The following is an 18,336-nucleotide window of genomic DNA, read 5'->3' on the forward strand; positions in this document are numbered from 1 at the left end:
ATAGCCATGGCTAGCCTAATCCTTGCCACATGAGCACATTCAAGAAGATCCTGATCGCAATCCTCGTCCTGCTGCTGATTGCGGGGGGCGTTGTCTGGTACTTGTTGCAGGGCGACCCTGCGCAGTACTCGCTGGAGGAAACCACCGGCACCGACCCTGTCCTGGCGGAACCCGATCCGCAGACGGTGCCGACGGTGGAGATTGCATCGCCCATCGGCTGGCCCGATGGTGCCGCACCCACGCCGGCGGAGGGGCTTTCGGTCAATCGTTTCGCGGAAGGTCTGGACCATCCCCGCGTGGTCTACGCGATGCCAAACGGCGATGTGCTGGTGACACTGACCCGGGCACCCGAATCCGAAGTGACCGGTGGCTGGCTGACGAATTTCGTGGCCGGTATCCTGTTCAGCGAAGCGGGCTCTGCGGGGCCTTCGCCAAACCAGCTTGTTTTACTGCGCGATACCGATGGAGACGGCGTTTCCGACGAGCGCCACGTGCTGCGGGAGGAAGACCTCGATTCCCCCTCCGGCATCGCCTGGGGCGACGGCAAGCTTTACATCGCCAACCACGATGCCCTGCTGCGCTTCGATTACGAAGAGGGGGCCAATGCCGTGACCGGGCAGCCGGAGAAGCTCGCTGACCTGCCGCCCGCGGGCAACCACTGGATGCGCAACATCATCCTCTCCCCGGACGGCGAGCGGCTCTACATCGCCGTTGGGTCTGCCTCCAACGTTGCCGAAGGCGGCATGGAAATCGAGCAAGGCCGCGCTGCCATTCACGAACTGGACCTGGAGACAGGCTCTGCCCGACTGTTCGCTGCGGGGCTGCGCAATCCCAACGGCATGGCATTCAACCCTTGGACCGGCGAATTGTGGACCACGGTGAACGAGCGCGACATGCTGGGATCAGACCTGGTGCCCGATTACCTGTCGAACGTGCCCATCGGCGTGCATTACGGCTGGCCGTGGTTCTACTACGGCGACACCGAGGATACGCGGGTGAAGGGCCGCTTCGGCATCAATCCGGATTACGTTCGCGTGCCCCGCTATGCGCTGGGTGCCCACGTCGCCGCGCTCGGCCTCGTCTTTACCGAGGAAGGCACGACCATGGGCGCTGGTTACGGGCAGGGGGCGTTCATCGCACGCCACGGCTCCTGGAACCGCCTGCCGCCTGCCGGCTATGATGTGGTTTTCGTGGAGTTCGACGATCGCGGCAATCCCGTCGGCGCGCCGCGCACCGTGCTGGAGCCGTTCCTTGCGGGCGAGGGCGAGACCTATGGCCGCCCGACCTGGGTCGAATGGGACAGCACCGGCGCGCTGCTGGTGAGCGACGATACCGCCGGGATCATCTGGCGCGTTACCGCTCCCGGTGTGCAGGGTGCCGCCGCGATCGAACGGGTGCAGAGCGAGCGACTGCCGCCGCGCCGACGCCTGGTGGACGATCCGGCCCGCGCATTCGAGGAAGGTGCGCTGGGCCCCGGCGATATCGGGATGTAGCTGCGCGTCAGCCGAGCGTTTTGCCCGCGCGGCCCGCGAGTTCGGTAATGAAATGCCAGGCGATGCGGCCAGACCTTGCGCCGCGCCGCTTGGCCCATTCCAGCGCTTCCGCCTCGTCGAGGTCCAGTGCGTACTGCTTTGCATAGCCGCGCACGATATCGAGGTATTCGTCTTGGCTGGCATTGTGGAATCCCAGCGACAGGCCGAACCGGTCTGCCAGAGCCAGATTGTCGTCCACCGCGTCGCGCGGGTTGATGGGATCGTCCTGCTCGCTGCCGTGACGCGGCAGGATCGCGCGGCGGTTCGATGTGACGGCAAGACGCACATTGGCGGGCCGGGCCTCGACCCCGCCATCCAGCCAGCTTCGCAAGTGTCGCGGCGTGGTCGAATCGCCCTCGGCAAAGCCAAGATCGTCGATGAAGACGAGGAAGTTGCGCTCTACTTGCGAAAGCTGCGTGAACAGTGCGGGCAGGGTGGCCACGGCATCGGTCGCCACCTGCACCAGAGCGATTGCGCCGCCGGTCTCTTGCGCTGCGGCCACGCTGGCGCGCAGCAGGGCGGACTTGCCCATGCCGCGGGCGCCCCACAGCAGCATGTCGTGCGCCGGATTACCCTTCGCCAACCGGGCGACATTGCCGGTGACGGCGCGCTTCTGCTTGTCGATCCCGCGCAGCAGGTCGAGCGAGGGAGCTTCGATCCGGCCAATGCCGCGCGCGCCCTTTGCGTCCCACACATAGGCCGGGTGTGCCCGCCAGTCCGTGGCGGCGCGGCTATCGGGCGCCAGCTTTTCCAGCGCGGCTGCGATGCGGGCGAGGAGTTCGGCTTGGTCTTCCATCACATTCGTCACTATAGGCGAGGGCGATGAGCGGCAAGCAGACCCTGATTGCGCCCGACGATGCCGGGCTGGCCCGCGCGGCGGAAATCCTGCGCGGAGGTGGTCTTGTCGCCATGCCGACGGAGACGGTCTATGGTCTGGCTGCGCGTGCCGACAGTGCTGAAGCCGTCGCCCGGATCTATCGCACCAAGGGCAGGCCCGATTTCAATCCGCTGATCGTGCACGTCGCGTCGCTGGATCAGGCGCGCGAGTTCGCAGTGTTCGACGAGGCGGCAGAGAAACTTGCGGCGCGCTTCTGGGCAGGGCCTCTGACCTTGGTGCTGCCCTTGCGCAGCGGCGCGGCGATCACGCCTGCGGTGACGGCGGGATTGGGCACGATTGCCTTGCGCCAGCCGGGCCATCCGATTGCGGCGCGCCTGCTGGCGGAAACCGGTCTGCCGCTCGCTGCGCCCTCGGCCAACCGCAGCAACGCGGTCAGCCCGACCCAGCCTAGGCACGTGCTGGAATCGTTCGGTGACACAGCGCCCCCGGTGATCGACGGCGGAGCCTGCGAAGCGGGCTTGGAATCGACCATCGTCGCGCTCGATCCCGAAGGCGGGTGGCGTTTGCTACGGCCCGGTCCGGTGACGGCGGAGGACATAGCGGTGCCACTGGGACCGGAAGCGAAGTCGCGCGGCGCAACTATCGAGGCGCCCGGCCAGCTGGCAAAGCACTACTCGCCCGGAAAGCCGGTGCTGCTGGAGCAGTCGGCGCCTGATGAGGCGGCATTCGTGATCGGGTTCGGCGATGTGCCGGGCGATGTGAACCTCTCGCCCTCAGGCGATCTGGCGGAGGCTGCAGCACACCTTTACGCGGCGCTCCATGCCGGTGCCGCATCCGACAAGCCTGTCATTGCCGTGGCCCCGATCCCGACGCAGGGCATGGGCCGTGCGATCAACGATCGCCTGCAAAGGGCAGCGGCGCGCTAGTCTCTTTCGGGCTCAACAGGGACCATCGGCCGCAGCGCGTCGATTTCCCGGCAAGTAGCCGCGGCTTCGCGACAAGCCTCGTCGTCGCCACCGAGGCAATCGTCTTCCAATTCCGCCAGCTCTTCGTGCAATTCGCCGAGCCGTTCCTCGCGGCGACGAATCTCCCGACCGCGCTCCCTGTCCGCTTCGTCCTGGCTCGTGGTAGCCCAATCGACGACCTGCGATCCAGCCCGGACCGGCGCCGTCACGACGTCAAACGCCGTCTTCGCGACGCAACCCGTCAGCGCAAGCGACGCGGCGGGAAGGAAAATCAGCGCTCTTGCGTGCATTTTGCGAGCCCATGATGGAGGAATCTCTCGCATCATGGACCCGCTCGAATGTGCTGGCAATGAACGAAGGGAGGCGGCGGTCAGGCTTCCTCTTCGGTAGCCTCCACCACCGGCTCCTCGCAGACGAGTTCGCCCGAACCGACCGTGTTCACTTCACAACTGGCGGAGCCCAGCACGCGAACGTCGCCGGAGCCTACGATCGATGCTTCCACGCTGCCGTTCGAAGCGAAGGTCGCATCGCCCGATCCGGCAACGGTGACTTCCGCTCGTTCTGCCTCGAGGCCCTCCATATCGGCGCTGCCACTGCCGGCCACGGTAAGTTCCAGCCGCTCGGCCGTGCCGCTTGCCGAAACCGTGCCGCTGCCTGCCACGGTCACTTCCATGCGCTCTGCCGCGATTCCGTCGGCAGTGATCGTGCCCGAACCCGCCATGGTGATTTCGGCCGTGCTGGCCATCGCATCGACGGTCATGGAGCCCGAACCTGCCATGACAAGCGATTCGGGAGCGGGCATCGTCACGTTGATGGTGGCCACGTCGCCCTCGGCCCAATCACCACCGGCGCGGTGGATCGCGAGCGAATCGTCATCCAGGGCGAACCGCATCCGCTCGCGCGCCTCGGCGCTGCCTTCGACATCGATGGTGAAGTCGTCACCCGTCGTCACGTTCACGCTGTCCGGCGATGCCAGCACCAGGGCGGGCGGCGCCTCGCCGCTCAGGTCCAGTTCGGAAAGGGGTACGCCCTCGTTGTCACCGAACTGCACGTTCACATTGTCGCATCCCGAAAGCCCGGCCGCCGCCACCAGCGCCACGACCGGCGCGATCTTGCCGAGTATCTTCCCCATCCGCATTCCCAACTCCTGTTTCCAACGCGTGTTACAGGTGCAATACAGCAACGCAGACGTTTTCGCAAAGCCGCTGGTCGAGCGAACTCGATGGCCTGCAGAGCAGGCAGCAAAAAGGGCCGCCCGCGTGTTGCGAACGGCCCCTTGCTGTTCCTTGCGGGACCCTTGCAGGCCCACGCGGTACACTTACGCGTCTTCGGTGTTCTCGTAGTACTGCGGAGCATGTTCCTTCAGCACATCGAGGATCTTGGTCAGCGCGGTCGGCTCGTCGGTCTTTTCCATCGCCGCCAGCTCACGGGCGAGACGGCTGGACGCAGCCTCGAAAATCTGGCGTTCGGAGTAGGATTGTTCCGGCTGGTCTTCCGGGCGGAACAGGTCGCGCGTCACTTCGGCAATCGAGACGAGGTCGCCCGAGTTGATCTTGGCTTCGTATTCCTGCGCGCGGCGGCTCCACATGGTGCGCTTTACCTTGGGCTTGCCCTTCAGCGTTTCCATCGCTTCCTTCAGCGTCTTGTCGCTGGACAACTTGCGCATGCCGATCGATTCCACCTTGTTGGTGGGGACGCGCAGGGTCATGCGCTCTTTTTCAAAACGGAGAACGTAGAGTTCGAGCTGCATTCCGGCGATTTCCTCGCTCTGCAGTTCGATGACACGGCCCACGCCGTGCTTGGGGTAAACAACATAATCGCCTACATCGAAGGCGGGCGCATTCGCAGCCATGGACATTCCTTTCTTTGGCAGTGACCGCAGCGAAAAAGCTCTCCACGCCGCAAAGCGAAGCGGCGTCTCAAGAAGAACCATTCCTGTAGCTAAAAGCGGGGACCTGCCTTCCTATCCGCCTGCATATCCGTAAAGAACCATGCAGTTGTCTTATTATATAGCAGATTCGAAGGCTAATTGCGAGTCTTGCAATTGCTCAGCCCCGACTACGGCTCAAGCATCGTCGGCCTGAACCCCGACTGCCGCGATTTCTGCGCCCAGCAGAAGGACATAGGCCGACAGCCACAGCCAGGTCAGCAACACGATCACGGCGCCCAGCGAGCCATAAGTGGCGTTGTAGCTGCCGAAATTCGCTACGTAGAACCCGAAGGCGAGGGTAAGCACCACAAGGCCGATGCTGGCGAAAACCGCGCCCGGCAGCACCTCGCGAAAGTCGGGCGAAACACTGTTTGGCACCCGGCGATACAGCAGCGCGGCGCCAAGTGTCCCCAGCACGCCCAGAACCCCGTAACCCAGCGCCTTGGCCGCGAACTGGCCAGCGCCGGACAGGTCGGGAACAATCTCGGCAAGGGATGCCGTGACGGTGAGAACGACGATCACGATACCCATGCCGAGGATGGCCCCGACGGTGATCGCCAGGGCCAGGGCGTTTCCGCGCAGGAAGCCGCGCTGTTCCTCGTCGTTGTAAGCCAGCGAGATCGCGGTGATGAGAGCACCTGCCCCATTGCGCGCCCCGAAGAGGGCAACCGCAAGCGCAACCGCCAGGCCCAGCCCCTTGGCGGTACCCGACGTTTCCACCATCGATTCAAGTTGTCCGCCGATCAGCTCCGCAGCCGACTGCGGCAATTCCTGCGCCAGGCTGGAAATGTGCGAGGCCACCATCGCCGGGTCCGCGAACAAGCCATAGCTGAGCACGATTGCGCCCAGCAGCGGTACCATGGCGAGAAAGGCGTAATAGGCCACGCCCGCCGCAAGAATGGGAATGTTATCCTCGCCTGCGGCGGCGAAAGCGCGTTTCAGTCTGTCGATAATGCCCATGTCCCGCCAACGCAGTGAGCGGGATATGGTTCAAAATACTTGCCGTGCAGGATGGCCGATCAGTCGCCTTCGCCGGGCTCTTCGGAGAAATACTTCTCGAACTTGCCCTCTTCGCCCTTGTGCTCGTCTGCGTCGGCGGGCGGATCCTTTTTCTCCGTGATGTTCGGCCACTCGGCGGAGAACTTGGTGTTTACTTCCAGCCACTTTTCCAGGCCGCCTTCGGTGTCCGGCAGGATGGCTTCGGCCGGACATTCGGGCTCGCACACGCCGCAGTCGATGCATTCGGAAGGGTTGATGACGAGCATGTTCTCGCCTTCGTAGAAACAGTCCACCGGGCAGACTTCGACACAGTCTGTGTACTTGCACTTGATGCAGGCGTCGGTGACGACATAGGTCATGGTAGCGATTGTCCTTCATGTTCGGCCGGTCGTGGCCGCGTTTGCGCCCCTGCTATGGCGATAGGAGGGTGAGCGTCAAGCTTGCGATAGCACGATTGCGCTTCCGCTGCCGGACCGCGTCGCTCCGGTAAAGCAAGGATTTCTATCACCTGCACATGACGGCCAAGGGGAAGGGTGAGAACGTCGCCCTCCGCCACGGCATGCTGGGCGCGCGAAATCCGCACGCGGTTGCAGCGCATGTGCCCTTCCTCGATCCAGCGTTGCGCGATCGAACGGCTCTTCGAGAAGCGTAGCCGCACGAGGAGCAGGTCGAGCCGCATCAGCCCTTCTTGAGCAGGTCCGCCAGGCCGGCAAATGCCTGTCCGCCGTCGCCCTTGGGTTCGGGCCGACGCGTTGGCGGAGCACCCTTGCGGGGTTTGCCACCGGCCTTCTTACCGCCATCGGCGCGAGGCTTGCGCTGTCCGCCGCGCGGGGTGCCCCTGGCTGGGACGAAGTCCTTGCGCGGGGCACGCCAGGTCCATGGAACGGGGCGAGGCGGGCCGAAGGCGCCCTCGGCGAGTTCCACCGGCTGGCCGGGACGGAACCCTGCGTCCTTCATCAGGCTGCGAAAGCTTTCCGGCAGCAAGCCCATGCTGGTGGCAAGCGCGGTATCGACCGGGAAGCCCCGCACGTCCTTGCTCTGCGGAGCCTTGGCACGCTGCTCGTGCGCGGCGCGGAACAGCTTTTCCGCCATGTCGATGCGGATCGCCTGCTTGCCCGCGCGGCGATATCCGGCAGGCGGCCTGTCCTCGAGGTCGATGACGGCTTCCATGCCCTCACGCACTGGGCGCGAGTCCAGACCGAGCTTTTTCAGCAGGATCCGCGGCGCGGGCTTCAGCAGCGCAGGCACGAACACATCGAGCGAGCCGATGCTGACGCCAAGGCGGCGCAGGAACGGTCGCTTCTCCTTGGGCACGTGGGCAAGGCCTGCATCCTCGCGCCGCGTGGTGCCGTTGCGGTCCGCCAGTGTCAGCAGCAGCGCGCGCACTTCCGTCCCGGCCTCGGGATCGGTCGCCGCGTCCTCCAGCGCCCGCAGCGGAGCGAGCGGGGCAAGCTGCTCCTCCAGCCAGAGTTCCAGCGCGTCCTGCAGGCGGGCGCGGTGCGCCGGGTCGAGCTGGCCCAGTTCCTTCGCCATCACGATCCGCGGGCGGCTGGGGCTCTTGCCCTTTTCCAGCACGGCAACGGGCTGCTCTCCGCGAAGGATCTGCCCGCCAGAGATGCTCAGGTCGCCCAGTTCGTCGGCCACCAGCTTCTGCGCCTTCTGCGCCAGCAGGCTCGCCATGTGCTTCTCGGCAGCGGCAAGCATCAGCTTGCGCTCCTCGCTGGAAGCGTCGGCATCGACCACGAAGCGAAAACCTTCGAGGTGGCCGATCGGCTGGTCTTCCACCGTCACCTGGCCATCGTCCTTCAATTCAACGCGCAAGAGGCCTGCATCCTTTCCCATACCCTTCATCAATACCGAGGTTCGCCGATTTACGAAACGCTCCGTCAATTTCTGGTGCAGGGCGTCGGATAGTTTCGCCTCCGCCTGCCGTGCCCGCGCGGCCATTTCGTCGCGCGCCAGCACCCAGTCGGGCCTCTGGCAGATATAGGCCCAGCTGCGAATACCTGAAAGGCGTCCCTGCAGCGTATCGATATCGCCCGACGTATTGCCGAGCTCGGAAATCCGCGCCGCCACGAAATCCGCGCCGATATGGCCGTTCTTCAGGTCGCTCCACAGGCGTGCGACGAAGCGGGCGTGGGCATCCGGGCCCTGCTGGCGGAAATCGGGGAGCTGGCACGCTTCCCAGAAGCGACGCACGTTGCCCGGTGTCCTGACGTCATCGGCAATGTCGGGCTGCTCGGCCAGACGTTTGAGCACGGCAAGGTCTATCGCCTCGGGTGCGGCGGTGAGGCCGTCCTGCATCGGACGCGCTTCAAGGTCGCCGATCAGCACGCCGAGATTGTCGAAACGGGGATTCGGCTCGCGCCAGTAGAGTTTCGTGATCGGCGCGAAGCGGTGGTTCTCGATCGCGTAGATTTCGTCCTCGGTCAGTTCCAGCGGCGCGCCGCGGCGATTGCCGGAGAGCGTGCCGAAAGTCCCGTCGGTCTGGTGACGCCCAGCTCGGCCAGCGATCTGCGCCATTTCGGCAGGCGTGAGCCTGCGCTGGCGCACGCCGTCGAACTTGGAGAGCGCGGCAAAGGCGACATGATGGACGTCGAGGTTGAGGCCCATGCCGATAGCATCGGTGGCTACGATGTAATCCACTTCACCGGACTGGAACAATTCCACCTGCCGGTTTCGCGTTTGCGGTGAAAGCGCTCCCATAACGACAGCCGCCCCGCCGCGGAACCGCCGGAGCAGCTCGGCCACCTGGTAAACCTGTTCTATCGAAAAGGCGACGATAGCGCTGCGGGGTGGCAGGCGCGAAAGCTTGGCGCTTCCGGAGTAGGTGAGGGTGGAGAAGCGCGGGCGTTCCTCGATTTCAATACCCGGCAGGAGCTTGCGCGCCAGCGGCTCCAGCGTGGCGGAGCCGAGCAGCATCGTCTCTTCCCGGCCGCGTGCATTCAGCAGCCTGTCGGTGAAGATATGCCCACGTTCGCGGTCCGCGCCGAGTTGCGCCTCGTCCAGCGCCACAAAGGCGTGTCCGCCGCCGTCGCGCGGCATGGCTTCTGCCGTGCACATGAAATAGCGCGCGTTCGGCGGCTCGATTCGCTCCTCGCCGGTAATCAGCGCGCAGGCGGCCTCGCCCTTGATCCGGCAGACCTTGTCGTAGACCTCGCGCGCCAGCAGCCGCAGCGGGAACCCGATCGCGCCGCTGGAATGGCCGCACATGCGTTCGATCGCGAGGTGGGTCTTGCCGGTGTTGGTCGGGCCGAGAACGGCGCGAATCCGGCTATCAGTGCGTGGCCTAGTCACAGTGCCTCAGACATGGCCTTTCCCCCGGCGCGGCGCAACCGATGGCCCCGGCTTACCCCCGCCATCACGGTTCGGCGCTGGAGAGACTCGACTCATCGCCGTTAAGTGCAAATTTACTTTATTGCGGCACGCTTTCGGACAATTACAGCGGCCTGAAGTGCAGGCCCGGCATGCCCCTGGACACGGCATGCCATTTTCGCGGCCATCGAAGGAGGGCGCGTTGTTTACCGAACGCGGCAGAGAACGACAGGGATTGACGCAGGGCGACTATCCGCCCGCCGACCTGTCGCTCGCGCATGTGGCAGTCGAAGGGGCATCCAAACCCAAACGTCGCAAACGCAAGGCCTCTACTCTCGGAGAAACTTACGGTGACTGGCGCACCGCGCTCTCGGTCAGGCTTTCTCGGGCAGACCTCGCGCCCGACCTGGGCAGCGATATCGGTTCGCGCCGTTGGCTGCGCGGCGTGGCCACGCTGGTGGGCCTCTCCGCCGTCGCCATCGCCGCATTCCCCGGCTTCTCCGCCGTGGAAGCTGCCCCTGCCATGCGTATCGACGACCGGGTACGCGACGAATTTCGCAGCCAGATGATCCAGCCGCTCGCGCTGGGTGCAGACAGCGGCCGACGCATGGGCGCCACGCTCGCGGTGCAGCCGCTCGCCAGCGCGCCCGAACGCCCGAGCCTCGAACTGGTCGCGACGCTGGCACGAGGCGATGGCTTCGACAGGATGCTCCAGCGCGCCGGGGTAAGCCGCGAAGAGGCCCAACTTATTGCCGGGATGGTGGGCGAAGCGGTTGACCTCGAAAGCATCGCGCCCGGCACGCCTGTCGACATCACCCTTGGCCGCCGCCTCGCACCCGATGCGCCGCGCCCGGTCGATGCCCTTTCCTTCCGCGCCCGGTTCGACCTGGAGCTGGCCGTGGAGCGGCGCGGCGGGAAGCTCACTCTCGATCCGCGCCCGATCATGGTCGACACCACGCCGCTGCGCATCCGCGCGCGCGTGGGAGACAGCCTCTATCGCTCCGCCCGTGCCGCAGGCGCTCCGCCCAGCGCGGTGCAGCAGTTCCTGCGCACCATCGGGCAGGACATGAACGTCAACAGCGACATCGGCGCGGACGACGAGTTCGACCTGATCGTGGACTACCGCCGCGCCGCCACCGGAGAGGTGGAAGTGGGCGATCTGCTCTATGCCGCTATCATTCGCGACAACCGCCCGAAAAAGCAGCTGATGCGCTTCGGGCGCGAGGGCAAGTTCTACGATGCCTCGGGCGAAGGCGTGCAGCAGGACGGGCTCATCGCGCCGGTGCCGGGCGCGATTTCCTCGCGCTACGGGATGCGCCGCCACCCGATCCTGGGCTATCGCCGGATGCACTCCGGCCTCGATTTCCGCGCCCGCCACGGCACGCCGATCTACGCCGTTACCGACGGCACTGTGAACTTCGCCGGGCGAAACGGCGGCTACGGCAATTTCGTGCGCATCCGCCACGGCGGCAACCTGTCGACCGGCTATGCGCACATGAGCCGCATCGCCGTGCGCAACGGCGAATCCGTGCGGCGCGGGCAGGTTATCGGTTATGTCGGATCGACCGGCCTCTCCACCGGGCCGCACCTGCATTACGAGATGTATCGCGGCGGGCAGAAGATTGACCCTGCCAGCGTCCGTTTCGTGACCCGTGCCCAGCTTTCCGGGCAGGAACTGGTGAATTTCCGCGAGCAACTGGTGCGCCTGCAACTGGTAGAGCCCGGCGCTGCGCTGTCCGAGCTCGCGCCCGATCCGAGCCGGGTCGAGGAACCGGTGCGCGAGATCGACCGGATCGAGAGCCGCCAGAAAATCGGCTAGGAAAGCCGGCCAGGCAATAGATTGCCCGGATGGCGCTTTTCCGGCACAGGAACGCCATGAACCGCAGCTATCCCAACACCCGCCTCCGCCGCTCTCGAGCAAGCAGCTGGAGCCGCGCCATGCACCGCGAGACGGTGTTGACCCCGGCAGACCTGATCTGGCCGCTGTTCGTCACCGATGGGAAGGGCGTCGAGGATCCTGTCGCCAGCCTGCCCGGCGTCTCCCGCTGGTCGGTTGACGGGATCGCGAACCGCGCAAAGGAAGCGGTCGACCTCTCCATTCCCTGCATTGCTCTCTTCCCCAACACCCAAGCCGAGCTGCGTAGCGAGAAAGGCGACGAGGCGCTCAATCCCGACAACCTGATGTGCCGCGCGATCAAGGCGATCCGCGATGCCTGCGGCGACGATATCGGCATCCTGACCGACGTGGCGCTCGACCCCTACACCACCCACGGACAGGATGGGCTCGTGAACGAGGGGGGCTATGTCGTGAACGACGATACCGTGGCCGTGCTGGTGGACCAGGCCCTGAACCAGGCCGAGGCGGGCGCCGACATCATTGCCCCGTCGGACATGATGGATGGCCGGGTGCGGGCGATCCGCATGGCGCTGGAAATGGGCGGGCACCACAACGTCCAGATCATGAGCTATGCCGCGAAGTACGCAAGCGCGTTCTATGGCCCGTTTCGCGATGCTGTGGGGTCCAGCGGCGTCCTGAAAGGCGACAAGAAAACCTACCAGATGGACCCAGCCAACGCCTCGGAGGCGCTGGCCGAGGTGGCGCTCGACATTGCCGAGGGTGCGGACAGCGTGATGGTGAAGCCGGGCCTCGCCTACCTCGACATCATCTGGCGGGTGAAGCAGCGCTTCGAAGTGCCCGTGTTCGCCTATCAGGTGAGCGGCGAATATGCCCTGATCGAGGCAGGCGCGGCGGCAGGCGTGGCGGACCGCGATGCGCTGCTGATGGAGAAGCTCGTCGGCTTCAAGCGCGCAGGCTGCTCGGGCGTTCTCACCTATCACGCCCCGGCTGCGGCACGCATCCTGAACGGCTGAAGGACATGAGCGAATTCCGCCACGAAACAGAGCGACTGATCCTGCGCGACTGGCGCGAGGAGGACTGGCCGCGCTTCTGGGAATTGACCAACACGCCAGCCGTCATGCGCTGGCTGGGCGGCGTTGCTAGCGAGGAAACGAAAGCCGCGGCCCGCGCACGGCTGGAAGGCTATCGCGCCAATTTCGGCCACACGTTCTGGGTGCTGGAGCGCAAGGACGATGACGGTCATCTCTCGGGCGAAATGCTGGGATTCTGCGGCCTCAAACGGGCGAACGTGAAAGGCACGCCGGTGTTCGACATGGTCGAGGTGGGCTGGCGCATGCGGGAGGATGCCTGGGGTCACGGTTACGCCAGGGAAGCCGCCATCGCCTCGCTCGATCTGGCCTTCGATCGCTTCGCGGCGGAGCAGGTGATCGCGCTGACGGTGGAAGGCAACGCCGCGAGCTGGGGTCTGATGCGCAGGCTCGGCATGACCCGGCGCGAGGATCTCGATTACCTCGACGACAACTGGCCAGCCGAACTCAATCCCACCATCGTCCACCTGATCACCGCGCAGGAGTGGGCGCAGCGCCACAATGGCTGACCTTGCCGGACCACCGCGCCGCTGGCTGTTCACGCTGGCGATCTTTGCCGGCAGCTTCCTGCTCTTCCTCGTCCAGCCGATGGTCGCGCGCATGGCCCTGCCGCAACTGGGCGGCGCGCCAAACGTCTGGAACAGCGCCATGCTCGTCTACCAGGCGCTGCTGCTGGCGGGGTATGGCTACGCCCATGCAATCGGACGCTTCTCGCTGCGGAGGCAGGGCCTGATCCACTTGGGCGTACTGGTGCTAGCAGGCCTCACACTTCCGCTGGCCTTGGCGCCGGTTTCCGAACCGCAAAGCGGCTGGGAAGTGGTGTGGGTGCCATGGCTGTTCCTGCTGACCGTCGGCCCGGCCTTCTTCGCCGTTTCCGCGCAGGCCCCGCTGATCCAGCGCTGGTTCGCCGCCCATCCGCAGGCGGGCAACCCCTATCCGCTCTATGCCGCTTCCAACCTCGGCAGCTTTGCCGGCCTGCTGGCTTACCCGCTGCTCGCGGAGCCGTTGCTGAGCCTCGGTGCGCAGAGCTGGGGGTGGACGCTGGGCTACGTGGCCATGCTGGGCCTGATCGCTTGGGCGGTGTTCAGCCGCCGGGACGCCTCTATCAATGTAGCTGCCGAGCCTGTCGATAGCGAACAGGTCGGATGGCGGCGGCGGGCGATGTGGCTGCTGTTGCCCGCCGTGCCTTCGGGCCTGATGCTGTCGACGACGACATTCCTCACGACCGACATCATGGCGATTCCGCTGCTGTGGGTGATACCTCTCGGTCTTTACCTGCTCAGCTACACCGTCGGTTTTGCCGAGAACCGCAGCGCGGCGCAGATCTTCCTGTTCCTCGCCCCGCTGGTACTGCTGGTGGATGGCGGCATCGCAATTTTCGCCGCCGGGCGGGCCGACCTGCTGGCCGCCGTTGCCAGCGTGATGCTGCTGTTCGTGGTGGCGACGGCGTTGCACGCGCGCCTCTACGATCTGCGGCCCGGCACCGCACGTCTGTCGCAATTCTATCTCTACATGGCCGCAGGCGGCGCGCTGGGTGGCGTGTTCACCGGCCTGCTGGCGCCCGTGCTGTTCGACTGGACATGGGAGCATCCGCTGCTGATCCTTGCTGCCGCCGCACTGGTGCCGCTGGGCGCATGGCGCGGGCTGATGCGGCTGGTCTCGAAAGACCGCCAGACGACGCGCGTCGTGCTGATCGTCGGCCTGTTCGTTGTCTTCAATGCGGCCCTGCTGCTCTACGCGCGTGTGCAGGCCGAAACGCAGCTTGTGTGGATCGACTGGCTGGCGCTGCTGGTAATCCTGTGCCTTGCCATGGTGCTGGCTGCGCGGCGACTTTCGTTCGTGCTGGCCTGCGCCGCGCTGCTGATGGCGCTGGGCGGTCTCAGCAACCTGCTTGCCAGCATCGACGGGCAGCGCGAGCGCAGCTACTTCGGCACCTATTCGATCACACAGCGCGACGATGGCGACCGCATCCTGATGCACGGTACGACGATCCACGGCATCCAGCGTGGCGGAGAGGATTCACGCGAACCGACCGCCTATTACGGACCCACTTCCGGCGTCGGCCTCGCGCTTGCCAATGCGCAGGCCATCGTCGGCCCCGACGCCCGTATCGGTGCCGTGGGCCTCGGTGTGGGAACACTTGCCTGCTATCGCGAGCCGGGGCAGCAGTGGACCTTCTTCGAGATCGATCCGACCGTGGTGGAATTCTCGCGTGGCGGTGAATTCACGTTCCTCCACCAGTGTACGCCAGATGCGTACCTGCAAATGGGCGACGCGCGCCTGCGCTTGGCCGATCTGCCGCCTGCCAGTTTCGATGTGCTGGTGATCGACGCATTCTCGTCAGATGCCATTCCGCTGCACCTGCTGACGGTCGAGGCCATGGCGATCTACGAACGTGCGCTTGCACCCGGCGGGCTCTTGCTGCTGCATACATCCAACCGCTATGTCCGGCTGGAACCCGTGGTGGCGCGTCTCGCCGAAGTGCGTGGTCTCCACGCCATGGTATGGCAAGACGAGCCGGTGCGGCGGAACGATCTGTATTCATCCACCTGGATCGCCCTTGCCCCTACGCGCGCGCCACTGGATGCGTTATCCTCCACGGCGGACTGGCGCCTGCTGGTGGAACCCGAAGGCCCTGTGTGGACCGACGACTACGCATCCGTCCTGCCCTATCTCGTCTGGGAGAATTTCCTGTGACCATGAACAGCCGCATCAACTCCGACCCCCGCTTCCCGGGCGCGACCATCCTGCCCTTCGATGGCAAGATGCCGCAAATCCACGAGACAGCCTTCGTCGCGCCCGGCGCGCGTATCATCGGCGACGTAACGATCGGACCGGAGGCGAGCGTCTGGTACAATTGCGTGCTGCGTGGTGACATCCACCGCATCGAAGTGGGCGCGCGCAGCAACGTGCAGGACGGCAGCGTCTTCCACGTCGAAGGACCGCGCCCCGATACGGATGGCGAACCGACGATCATCGGGGAAGACTGCGTGATCGGTCACAAGGCAGTGGTCCACGGTTGCCAGTTGGAAGACCGCGCCTTCGTCGGCATGGGCGCCGTCGCCATGGACGGGGCGCGCATTGCGGAAGGGGGCATGCTGGGAGCGGGCGCGCTGCTCAGCCCCGGCAAGACAATCGGCAAGGGCGAGATCTGGATCGGTCGCCCGGCCAAGTATTACCGTACGCAGGACGAGGCGCAGATCGCCAAGATCAGGTTCCAGACGGAACGTTATTGCAAGCTGGCACAAAAGCACCTGGCAGAAGTGCATGCCGCGCCCAAGGATTGACCTGCCCTCGGGCGATGCGATCCGCGCGTTGGCCGATGATCATGGGCGGCTGCCCGTCCGCGTCACCCCCGGCGCAAGGAGTGAGGGGATCGCGATCGAGGCGGGCAGGGTGCTGGTGAAGACTCGCGTGAAACCGCAGGACGGGGCGGCGAACATGGCGGTCATCGCATTGCTGGCAAAGGCGCTGGGCTGCGCGCCTTCTCACATCGAATTGTTGCGCGGCGCAACTTCCCGGGAGAAGGTGTTCGCACTCGGCAGCTAGGCCGAACCGCTCCGGCGCGCCATAACCTCGCTCGCCAGCAGCAGCAGCGCGGCATAGGTCACTGCGATCCACAGTGCGGCCGAAGGAACCTGCTGCGTAGCCATCGCGCCAAGGAAGGCGCCGGCCAGCAGCGCGCCCCACAGCCAAACGAAGGGAGACCAACCGCTTGCCCTGGTGCCATTGATCCGGTCGCCCAGCGCCTGCCCGACGCGGACCAGCGCGCCAGTCATGTAAGTCAGCCCCACGGGATTCCTGCGATTACCGCTAAGGGTCGTGTTGAGCGCGCCCATTGCCAGAACGAGGCAGGCCAAAGAGGGCGCTTGCCAACCCGAAGCGCGCGCGCTCGCGGCACCTACCAGCAAGGCTATGACAGCGGACAGGACGCGGCGTTTGCGATGGGTCTGGCGAAAATCGCCGAGCCACGTGCCCAGCGCAACTCCCAGAACGAAACCGGCAATCAGCAAGGCCGGAACAAGGACACGGCGCGCGCCCGAAGCGATATCCAGCGCCAGCAGCGTCGTGTTCCCTGTCATGAACGACACGTAGTATCCATCGACCTGCAAGAACCCCGTCGCATCGACGAAGCCTGCCAGCAACGCGATGCCGATGGCCATGCGGCGCCGGGGTGGGTCAAACCGATCCATCCCCGGGCAGTAATACCAGGCTAGTCGCGGATCAACGCACGAAGCGCGGCGAGCCTGTCGGCCTCGTGCACCGGCTTGTCCCAGCGGATGCGGTGGATGCGCGGGAAACGCATGGCGAGGCCGCTCTTGTGGCGCTTGCTGGAATGGACCGAATCGAACGCGACTTCGAAAACCAGCGTCCGCTCCACCTCCCGGACCGGGCCGAAGCGGTTGAGAGTGTTTTGCCGCACGAGTTTATCGAGCTTCTTGAGTTCGGCATCGGTAAACCCGGAATAGGCCTTGCCCACGGGCAGCAGTTCCGCCCCCTTGTCGGGGTCTCCGTCCCAGCAGCCGAAGGTGTAATCGGAATAGAAGCTGGAGCGCTTCCCGCTGCCGCGCTGGGCATACATAAGCACGCAATCGATCAGCAGCGGATCGCGCTTCCACTTGTACCACAGACCCGTCTTGCGGCCCGGCACGTAAGGGCTGTCGCGTCGCTTCAGCATCAGGCCCTCGATGGCATCGTCACGCGCGCCCTCTCGGACTTGCGCCAGGTGTTCGAAATCCCGCGCCCCGACCAGTTGGCTGAGATCGAAGTGACTGTCGGGCAACCGCGGCACCAGTTTCTCGAGGCGTTCGCGCCGGGCTTCCCACGGCAGGCCGCGCAGGTCTTCGCCTTCCAGCATCAGCACGTCGTAGAGCCTTACGAAGGCGGGGCTTTCGGTGAGCATCTTCTTGCTCACGGTCTTGCGTCCGAGCCGCTGCTGCAGCGCATTGAAACTCGCCGCACCACCCGCTTCGCCGCCCTGGTGGGCTCCGCGCACCAGCAATTCGCCGTCGAGCACGGCGGGCACATCCAGCGCGTCGACCATTTCGGGGAAGGTCGCGCTGATATCGTCGCCGCTGCGCGAATAGACTCGTGTTTCGCCCGCAACATGAACGAGCTGGACGCGGATGCCGTCCCATTTCCATTCCGCTGCGTAGTCGGCGAGATCGACCACCGTTTCCTCCAGCGGATGGGCCAGCATGAAAGGGCGGAACAGCGGCAGGTTCTCGGTATCGGGCGGATCGGCGCCGTCCGCGCCCCAGGCAAACAGGTCGGCATAGGGCGGCTCCAGCGCGTGCCAGTATTCCTCCACGTCATCCACCGGCACGTCGAAAGCCTGCGCGAAGGCGACCTTGGCGAGGCGGCTGGAAACGCCCACGCGCATGCCGCCCGTCGCCAGCTTGAGCAGGGCGTATCGTCCGGCGGAATCGAGCCGGTCCAGCAAGCGCGGCAGTTCGGTCATCACGGTGGCGCGGGTCATCGCGCCCAGTGCATCCACGGCTTCGCTGACCGTTGGCGGCGGCCCTGCTTCACCCAGTCGTTCCGGCCAGAGGAGCGCGGCGGTTTCGGCGGTATCGCCCACAAAATCGCGGCTGAGGCTCCACAGCACCGGGTCGACCCGCTCTTTCAGCAGGCCGCGGATGGTCGAGCTTTTCACCGCCTTGAAATCGAGCCCGTCAGTCAGCGCCGCAAGCGCCCAGCCACGGTCGGGGTCCGGGGTGTCGCGCAGATACTCCGCGATCAGGCGCAACTTCTCGTTGCGGCTGCGCGTGTAGATCAGCGCGTCGATAAGGGCGGCGAACTCTTCCACCG

Annotated in this window: 18 protein-coding genes; 8 read left to right on the plus strand and 10 right to left on the minus strand. The window is 65.5% G+C overall.

What is annotated here, in order from left to right; translation table 11 throughout:
* Positions 1-29: 29 nt before the first annotated feature.
* Complete coding sequence (locus ABFX23_RS00575; RefSeq protein ID WP_346031197.1) at positions 30-1,493, plus strand: PQQ-dependent sugar dehydrogenase; 1,464 nt, start codon at positions 30-32, stop codon at positions 1,491-1,493.
* 7 nt (positions 1,494-1,500) lie between these two features.
* Here ABFX23_RS00575 and ABFX23_RS00580 read toward each other — a convergent pair whose 3' ends face one another.
* Positions 1,501-2,328, minus strand: coding sequence for an ATP-binding protein (locus ABFX23_RS00580; RefSeq protein WP_346031198.1), 828 nt, complete (start codon positions 2,326-2,328; stop codon positions 1,501-1,503).
* A gap of 26 nt (positions 2,329-2,354) precedes the next feature.
* On the opposite strand from ABFX23_RS00580, the gene ABFX23_RS00585 reads away from it, so the two are divergent.
* Entirely contained in the window at positions 2,355-3,296 is a 942-nt protein-coding gene (locus ABFX23_RS00585; RefSeq protein WP_346031199.1) for an L-threonylcarbamoyladenylate synthase, read from the plus strand.
* On the opposite strand, the gene ABFX23_RS00590 is transcribed toward ABFX23_RS00585, so the two are convergent.
* From ABFX23_RS00590 to ABFX23_RS00620, 7 genes are all read right to left on the minus strand, one after another.
* Entirely contained in the window at positions 3,293-3,625 is a 333-nt protein-coding gene (locus ABFX23_RS00590; protein WP_346031200.1) for a hypothetical protein, read from the minus strand. The genes ABFX23_RS00585 and ABFX23_RS00590 overlap by 4 nt on opposite strands.
* A gap of 80 nt (positions 3,626-3,705) precedes the next feature.
* Positions 3,706-4,467, minus strand: a complete 762-nt coding sequence (locus tag ABFX23_RS00595) for a head GIN domain-containing protein (RefSeq protein ID WP_346031201.1) — start codon at positions 4,465-4,467, stop codon at positions 3,706-3,708.
* Between the two features lie 186 nt (positions 4,468-4,653).
* Positions 4,654-5,187, minus strand: a complete 534-nt coding sequence (locus ABFX23_RS00600; RefSeq protein ID WP_119586336.1) for a CarD family transcriptional regulator — start codon at positions 5,185-5,187, stop codon at positions 4,654-4,656.
* 213 nt (positions 5,188-5,400) lie between these two features.
* Positions 5,401-6,225 carry a YihY/virulence factor BrkB family protein gene (locus tag ABFX23_RS00605; protein WP_346031202.1) on the minus strand — a complete coding sequence of 275 codons (825 nt, stop codon included), beginning with the start codon at positions 6,223-6,225 and terminating at the stop codon, positions 5,401-5,403.
* Positions 6,226-6,284: 59 nt separating this feature from the next.
* Complete coding sequence (gene fdxA, locus ABFX23_RS00610) at positions 6,285-6,623, minus strand: ferredoxin FdxA (RefSeq protein WP_346031203.1); 339 nt, start codon at positions 6,621-6,623, stop codon at positions 6,285-6,287.
* Positions 6,620-6,943 (minus strand): S4 domain-containing protein, encoded by a 324-nt coding sequence (locus ABFX23_RS00615; RefSeq protein WP_346031204.1) that lies wholly within the window; start codon positions 6,941-6,943, stop codon positions 6,620-6,622. The genes fdxA and ABFX23_RS00615 overlap by 4 nt, the downstream gene beginning before the upstream one ends.
* Positions 6,943-9,561 (minus strand): helicase-related protein, encoded by a 2,619-nt coding sequence (locus tag ABFX23_RS00620; protein WP_428831632.1) that lies wholly within the window; start codon positions 9,559-9,561, stop codon positions 6,943-6,945. The genes ABFX23_RS00615 and ABFX23_RS00620 overlap by 1 nt, the downstream gene beginning before the upstream one ends.
* Positions 9,562-9,781: 220 nt before the next feature.
* Here ABFX23_RS00620 and ABFX23_RS00625 point away from each other — a divergent pair, with 220 nt between their 5' ends.
* From ABFX23_RS00625 to ABFX23_RS00650, 6 genes are read left to right on the plus strand one after another with little or no spacing between them, the layout of a single operon-like run.
* Entirely contained in the window at positions 9,782-11,398 is a 1,617-nt protein-coding gene (locus tag ABFX23_RS00625; RefSeq protein ID WP_346031205.1) for a M23 family metallopeptidase, read from the plus strand.
* A gap of 56 nt (positions 11,399-11,454) precedes the next feature.
* Complete coding sequence (gene hemB, locus ABFX23_RS00630) at positions 11,455-12,450, plus strand: porphobilinogen synthase (protein ID WP_346031206.1); 996 nt, start codon at positions 11,455-11,457, stop codon at positions 12,448-12,450.
* Positions 12,451-12,455: 5 nt separating this feature from the next.
* The gene (locus tag ABFX23_RS00635) at positions 12,456-13,034 is read left to right on the plus strand and encodes a GNAT family N-acetyltransferase (RefSeq protein WP_346031207.1); all 579 of its coding nucleotides are present in this window, start codon (positions 12,456-12,458) and stop codon (positions 13,032-13,034) included.
* Positions 13,027-15,222, plus strand: coding sequence for a fused MFS/spermidine synthase (locus tag ABFX23_RS00640; protein ID WP_346031208.1), 2,196 nt, complete (start codon positions 13,027-13,029; stop codon positions 15,220-15,222). Before ABFX23_RS00635 ends, ABFX23_RS00640 begins: the two co-directional genes overlap by 8 nt.
* 2 nt (positions 15,223-15,224) lie before the next feature.
* Positions 15,225-15,812: a gamma carbonic anhydrase family protein gene (locus ABFX23_RS00645; protein WP_346031209.1), complete on the plus strand. Its 588-nt coding sequence runs from the start codon at positions 15,225-15,227 to the stop codon at positions 15,810-15,812.
* Entirely contained in the window at positions 15,793-16,074 is a 282-nt protein-coding gene (locus ABFX23_RS00650; RefSeq protein WP_346031210.1) for a DUF167 domain-containing protein, read from the plus strand. Before ABFX23_RS00645 ends, ABFX23_RS00650 begins: the two co-directional genes overlap by 20 nt.
* Here ABFX23_RS00650 and ABFX23_RS00655 read toward each other — a convergent pair.
* Entirely contained in the window at positions 16,071-16,688 is a 618-nt protein-coding gene (locus tag ABFX23_RS00655) for a YoaK family protein (RefSeq protein ID WP_346031211.1), read from the minus strand. The genes ABFX23_RS00650 and ABFX23_RS00655 overlap by 4 nt on opposite strands.
* Positions 16,689-16,738: 50 nt before the next feature.
* Entirely contained in the window at positions 16,739-18,334 is a 1,596-nt protein-coding gene (locus tag ABFX23_RS00660; protein ID WP_346031212.1) for a cisplatin damage response ATP-dependent DNA ligase, read from the minus strand.
* Positions 18,335-18,336: the final 2 nt, after the last annotated feature.

Origin of the sequence: Erythrobacter westpacificensis (assembly GCF_039542285.1) — a bacterium.
Lineage (GTDB): Bacteria > Pseudomonadota > Alphaproteobacteria > Sphingomonadales > Sphingomonadaceae > Alteraurantiacibacter > Alteraurantiacibacter westpacificensis.